Source organism: uncultured Chryseobacterium sp., from assembly GCF_913776365.1.
Taxonomy (GTDB): domain Bacteria; phylum Bacteroidota; class Bacteroidia; order Flavobacteriales; family Weeksellaceae; genus Chryseobacterium.
Map to the genome: position 1 here is coordinate 1 of NZ_CAJYMO010000072.1, position 5,807 is coordinate 5,807.

Consider the following 5,807-nt stretch of genomic DNA (forward strand, 5'->3'; position numbering starts at 1 on the left):
CCAATATCGCTGATGTTTCATGGAAGCAGATTTTCACCGATCCGATCCTTCAGGGACATATATCGAAAGCCCTGGAAAATAACCTGGATATCAGGATTGCGCTGCAGAGCATCAACTCTGCAGAGGCCTACCTGAAACAGAGTAAAGCAGCCTATCAGCCTACATTGGCAGTAGGGCCGAACTATACTTTCCAGACCCAGTCGATCAACACCCAGTTCGGGCAGATCATCGGAGCAAGAAGATACATCAACCAATATGATATTACTGCCAGTATCGGTTGGGAAGCGGATATCTGGGGCAGGCTGAAATCCCAGGAAAAAGCGCAGTTGGCTTCATACCTGGGCACAGTAGCTGCCCACAGGGCCGTAAAGAGCGATCTGGTAGCATCTGTCGCCAATTCGTATTACCAGCTGCTGACGTACGATGCACAGAAGAAAATCATTACGGAAACAATCGCCATCAGGGAAAGAAACCTCGAGGCGACAAAAGCCTTAAAGATCGCCGGAACGCTCACGGAAGTTGCTGTGCAGCAGAGTGAAGCTCTGGTTTTCAATGCAAAATCATTGCTCATTGATGTCGATACGCAGATCCAGCTGCTGGAGAACTCCATGAGCCTGTTGATGGGAGAGCCTTCCCATGCCATTCAGAGGTCCACACTGGAAACGCAACAATTGCCGATTGATGTGAAACTGGGGTATCCGGCCCAGTTGCTGGCCAACCGTCCGGATGTGATGCGGGCTGAATATAGCCTGATGAACGCCTTTGAGCTGACCAATGCTGCCAAGGCACAATTTTACCCTACTTTGCGTCTCACCGGCAGCGGTGGGGTGCAGTCGGTGGATATCGATCACCTGTTCAGCGTGAATTCCCTGTTCGCCAGCGTAGTGGCGGGTCTTGCCCAGCCTATCCTGAACAGAAGGACCATCAGAACCAATTATGACGTAAGCCTGGCCAATCAGGAAACCGCTTACCTGAATTTCAGGAAAACGGTGCTCACGGCAGGAAGGGAAGTATCGGATGCCATCCGGGTATTCTCGGTTCAGGATTCTTTTATCGAACTGAAACAGAAGGAGCTTGACGCTTACAAAAACTCTGTGGAATATTCGCAGGAGCTGGTCAACTATGGTATGGCCAATTATCTGGAAGTGCTGAATGCAAGTGTAAACTCCCTGAATGCGGAGCTGAATATTGCCAACGCAGAATACAGTAAAATGCGGGCTGCCGTTGAACTGTACCAGGCGCTGGGAGGCGGATGGAAGTAATCTGTAAACTACAAATTAAAAAACGCATGCTGATTTCAGTGTGCGTTTTTTGATTACTCAGAAAGTAAAGATGTACTAAATAAAAAAAAGCTCTTCGGTTGAAGAGCTTTTTAATTTGGTGGAGAATACGGGATTCGAACCCGTGACCTTTTGACTGCCAGTCAAACGCGCTAGCCAACTGCGCCAATCCCCCTTGTATTACTGTTTTAAAGTGGTACAAAAGTAAGTATTTAAAGTATATCAGGCAAGGTTTTAACAATAATATTTTAAATAATTTTTAAAGATAACGATAGGTGATCTGATAATCAAATTATTATAACCGGTAATATTTTTAAAATCATAAAAATTACTTTTGATAAGTGCTTTTATATCCGGTGGAGAATACGGGATTCGAACCCGTGACCTTTTGACTGCCAGTCAAACGCGCCAGCTGATTTCGACAATCAATTGGCTCCATAATTATAAGGGGATACAGAAATAAGATTCTAAATGATCGTCATGCAAAATCTGTGCTTTGATAATATAGGATTTTTTTAGTCCTATTGAGATTTCAGCAAACTAGAGCATTTCTTTTATACTGTATTAGATAAGAATGTTGTCAAAAGCTTTAGTCTTCAGAAGAATATGTCAATCTCAGGAGATTGAAATCAAGGTAAATAAAGTTAGGCCTTTAACCAGAATATTCTGGCACACTAATTGAAAATGATTTAGCAACTATTAAAATATAAACAATAAGGAACTTTAAATATTCCCGGCTGATTGCCGGGAATATTTTTTTATAAGCATTCACAGGATTTTACCTAATCTGCTGGATCAGTGTTGTGATGGTACTCCGAAAATACCATTGCCGTTTTCCAATAAGGCCTGTTTTGCAGATCGAGCTGATTAGTATGATCTCTGCCTGTCGATTCTCCTTGATATCATACTGTCTTTCCTTCAGGAAGATTTACGTAATGATTGAATTTAACGGAAACTACCTACCTTACATTTATCATTATCTATTATTTATAAAAATGAATATTTACCTGATAAAACATTAAATAAATCAAATATAAATTCTATATTTGTCACCATTCTGAGTATGATTTCAGACTTCCAGAGACGGAGCTTAATCATCCTGCAAAGTGTTGAAGAGATAATCTACCTATAAATTTATGAAGAAACTATTTTTACTTGTATTGACGGCTTTTTTATGCATCGGTTGCGGCAAAGATGAAGAAACCATCTATGATTTCATCGGAAACTGGTCCGGAACTTATGAAGGGACAGAAAAAGGAGACTGGAATATCGTAGTGGCCAGCGACGGGAAAGTGACCGGGACTATGCATTCAGACCAGACCACGCAGAATTATCATATTTCCGGACAACTCAGCGATTCGGGGGAACTTAATGCAACAGTGGGATTGCCGGAAGACGGGGAGTTTAAAGGTACCCTCAACAGGGAAGATAAAATGGCAAACGGCACCTGGACGAACGCCGTTCCTACGCCAACAAGGACAGGAACCTGGAAGGGACAGAAAAATTCAAAATAAGATCGATATATTTTAAAGCTATTCTCAGAATAGCTTTTTTTGATTTTGGGAAACAGATCACAGGGTTTCAGTTCTCCTTCCGGTCATTTCGGACCCTCTGATTCCGCAATTCGATTTTTATCTAAATTTACCACTCACCGTATTTTAAGCAGGCTGTACCACAAAACCGGCGTTATGAAAGGAGAATTTATTTATATTTGTAAACCATCGTCAGTAAATCAAAAGAATATGAAGATCAGCCTTACTTATGCAGAACTGAAACTGAAAAACCTTTGTGGATTATTACTAGCATCAGTTTTTCTGCTGTCCTGCGGAAGCTCTAAAAATACCACCGTCAGGAAAAGCGGGCATACGGCAACAGCAAAAGTTGAAAATCTCCGTAAGCTGGACTCCCGGTTCGACGGGAAAATTCCGAAATCCATTAATGAACTCCTGAAAGACGCCGAAAAATACCTTGGGGCTCCCTATAAATTCGGAGGCAGTACGTCCGCCGGCTTTGATTGTTCCGGTTTTGCCCTGAAGATTTTTGAAGAAAACGATTACAAACTTCCGAGAAGGTCTGCAGACCAGGCACTGACCGGGAAAAACATTGATATCCGGGAGGTACAGCACGGTGATCTCCTCTTTTTTTCCACCGCCGGCGGAAGCAAGGTTTCCCATGTCGGAATCGTTCATGATATCGGGAATGACGGCGAAGTGAGATTTATCCATGCTTCCACCACAAAAGGCGTCATTATATCCTCCCTGAACGATATCTACTGGAATAAGGCCTATCTTCATGCCCAGCGTGTCCTGTAGCAGGAATTTTTCCTGAACTTTTTGTATCTTCGCGAATAATTTTAAACTAGAAGAATGTCGTTACAACAAACAATTGAAAATATCTGGGACCACAGAGAATTATTACAGGAAGAAGACAGCCAGAAAGCCATCAGGGAGGTGATTGCCCTGGTGGATAAAGGAGAGCTCCGCACTGCGGAACCTACCGGAAACGGCTGGCAGGTAAACGAGTGGGTGAAAAAGGCCGTCGTGATGTATTTCCCGATCCAGAAAATGGAAACGATAGAAGTAGGCCCGTTTGAATTCCATGATAAAATGCCGCTGAAAAAAAATTATGCTGAAAAAGGGGTACGGGTAGTGCCGCATGCGGTAGCGAGAGAAGGCGCGTATATTGCTCCGGGCGTTATCATGATGCCATCTTACGTCAACATCGGTGCTTACGTGGATTCCGGGACCATGGTCGATACCTGGGCTACAGTGGGAAGCTGTGCACAGATCGGTAAGAATGTCCACCTCAGCGGTGGCGTGGGAATCGGCGGTGTGCTGGAGCCTCTGCAGGCTGCTCCGGTAATCATCGAGGACGACTGCTTTATCGGTTCGAGATGTATTGTTGTAGAAGGTGTCCATGTGGAAAAAGAAGCGGTACTGGGAGCCAATGTTGTGCTTACCGCATCCACTAAGATTATTGACGTTACAGGTCCTGAGCCGGTAGAAATCAAGGGAAGGGTTCCTGCCCGTTCCGTCGTGATCCCGGGAAGCTATACCAAGCATTACCCGGCCGGGGAATACCAGGTGCCGTGTGCTCTGATTATCGGGCAGAGAAAAGAATCCACCGATAAAAAAACGTCTTTGAATGATGCTTTGAGGGATAACAATGTGGCTGTTTAAGATCTGCTGTTCTTAACCCTATTACCATTACCATTTTGAAAGATAAAATTCTTAAAATACTGTTAAACCCTAAATATATATTTGGGGTTTATCTTATTATATCTGTTGTTACGGCTATTTCCAAATATTTCAGAGGCAATTATGCCATCAACAATTACCTGATCTTTAAAAGCGTATTCTTCAATACCCGGGACCGTACCAACCTCTTTGCAGAATATCCGGACCGATTTTTCGACATGAACCATTACGGGGTGTTCTTCAGTGTGCTGATTGCGCCGTTTGCCCTGATGCCGGACTGGCTCGGGATTTCGCTCTGGAATGCATTGAATACGTTTGTTTTTATTTATGCCATTCATAAACTTCCTTTTTCAGAAGGTAAAAAAGCCCTTTTTGCCTTATTCTGCCTGCAGGAATACATTACGGCGGCACTCAGTCTTCAGTTTAATGTAGCGCTGACAGGGCTTCTGCTTCTTTCAGCAGTATATATCTATGAGCGGAAGGAAGTGAGGTCCGTTACAGCGATCCTCATCGGTGTTTTTGTTAAAATTTACGGTATCGTAGGATTAAGCCAGTTTTTCTTTATAAAAAACAAAGCCAAGTTCATCCTCTCAGGCATTGGTATTGCATTGCTGTTTTTCGTATTGCCGATGGCCTATTCCACGCCGCAGTTTGTAGTGCAGTGCTATTCAGACTGGTTTCAGTCGATCATGGAGAAAAACGCAGCCAATCAGGTGTTGGGGAACATGCAGGACATATCCCTTATGGGATTTGTGAGAAGGATAATGGGTGACGCCTCTATTTCCAATCTGGTATTCCTGGCATTCGGCCTGCCGATTTTTGCATTGCCGTATATCAGAGTCAGCCAGTACAAGCATTATGCTTTCCAGCTGATGATCCTGGCTTCCACTTTACTGTTCCTCGTGCTGTTCAGTTCCAGCTCGGAATCACCTACTTATATCATTGCCGTAACAGGAGTCATGATCTGGTTCTTCCTGCAGAAAAAACGGACGCCACTGGTTACAGGACTGTTGGTTTTTGTCATTATTTTCACCTGTTTCTCCACTTCGGATCTTTTCCCGAAATTCATCAAGGAACATTATATCATTAAATATTCCCTGAAAGCCGTACCTTGCATTATTGTATGGCTGAGGGTAAGCTATGAGCTTCTTACCAGGGACTTTGAAAAGAATTACAGCCTGAATTAACCCATTGTATGAAGAAAATTTCCATTGTCATCCCTGCGCACAACGAAGAAGGAAACGTTGCTTTGGTACACGAAAAAATCAGCCAGGTCTTTGCCGGGCTGGACGGTTATGATTTTGAGGTCATCTTCGTCAATGACGGAAGC

Annotated in this window: 6 protein-coding genes and 2 tRNA genes; 6 read left to right on the top strand and 2 right to left on the bottom strand. The window is 43.6% G+C overall.

The annotated features are described in order from the left end of the window. A partial coding sequence (locus tag QZ735_RS03680; protein WP_294244349.1) for an efflux transporter outer membrane subunit occupies positions 1-1,262 on the top strand: 1,262 nt, incomplete at its 5' end. A gap of 116 nt (positions 1,263-1,378) precedes the next feature. Here the strand turns inward: QZ735_RS03680 and QZ735_RS03685 are convergent. Beyond that, a tRNA-Ala gene (locus QZ735_RS03685) sits at positions 1,379-1,455 on the bottom strand. Positions 1,456-1,637: 182 nt separating this feature from the next. Next, positions 1,638-1,717: transfer RNA gene (locus QZ735_RS03690), tRNA-OTHER, on the bottom strand. Between the two features lie 699 nt (positions 1,718-2,416). Between QZ735_RS03690 and QZ735_RS03695 the strand changes: the two genes are divergently transcribed. The 5 genes from QZ735_RS03695 to QZ735_RS03715 all read left to right on the top strand — a co-directional run. After that, positions 2,417-2,794 carry a hypothetical protein gene (locus QZ735_RS03695; RefSeq protein ID WP_294244351.1) on the top strand — a complete coding sequence of 126 codons (378 nt, stop codon included), beginning with the start codon at positions 2,417-2,419 and terminating at the stop codon, positions 2,792-2,794. 228 nt (positions 2,795-3,022) lie between these two features. Continuing rightward, positions 3,023-3,592, top strand: coding sequence for a C40 family peptidase (locus tag QZ735_RS03700; RefSeq protein ID WP_294244353.1), 570 nt, complete (start codon positions 3,023-3,025; stop codon positions 3,590-3,592). A 54-nt stretch (positions 3,593-3,646) separates the two neighbouring features. After that, the gene (locus QZ735_RS03705; protein ID WP_294244355.1) at positions 3,647-4,459 is read left to right on the top strand and encodes a 2,3,4,5-tetrahydropyridine-2,6-dicarboxylate N-succinyltransferase; all 813 of its coding nucleotides are present in this window, start codon (positions 3,647-3,649) and stop codon (positions 4,457-4,459) included. Positions 4,460-4,494: 35 nt separating this feature from the next. Continuing rightward, a complete protein-coding gene (locus tag QZ735_RS03710) occupies positions 4,495-5,664 on the top strand; it encodes a glycosyltransferase family 87 protein (RefSeq protein WP_294244357.1) in 1,170 nt (389 codons plus the stop codon). Between the two features lie 8 nt (positions 5,665-5,672). Continuing rightward, on the top strand, positions 5,673-5,807 hold a 135-nt coding region (locus tag QZ735_RS03715), incomplete at its 3' end, for a glycosyltransferase (RefSeq protein ID WP_294244360.1).

Excerpts from the sequence above, each read along its gene's own strand:
- QZ735_RS03695 (WP_294244351.1), top strand. The coding sequence starts at position 2,417 with ATGAAGAAACTATTTTTACTTGTATTGACGGCTTTTTTATGCATCGGT.
- QZ735_RS03700 (WP_294244353.1), top strand. The coding sequence starts at position 3,023 with ATGAAGATCAGCCTTACTTATGCAGAACTGAAACTGAAAAACCTTTGT.
- QZ735_RS03705 (WP_294244355.1), top strand. The coding sequence starts at position 3,647 with ATGTCGTTACAACAAACAATTGAAAATATCTGGGACCACAGAGAATTA.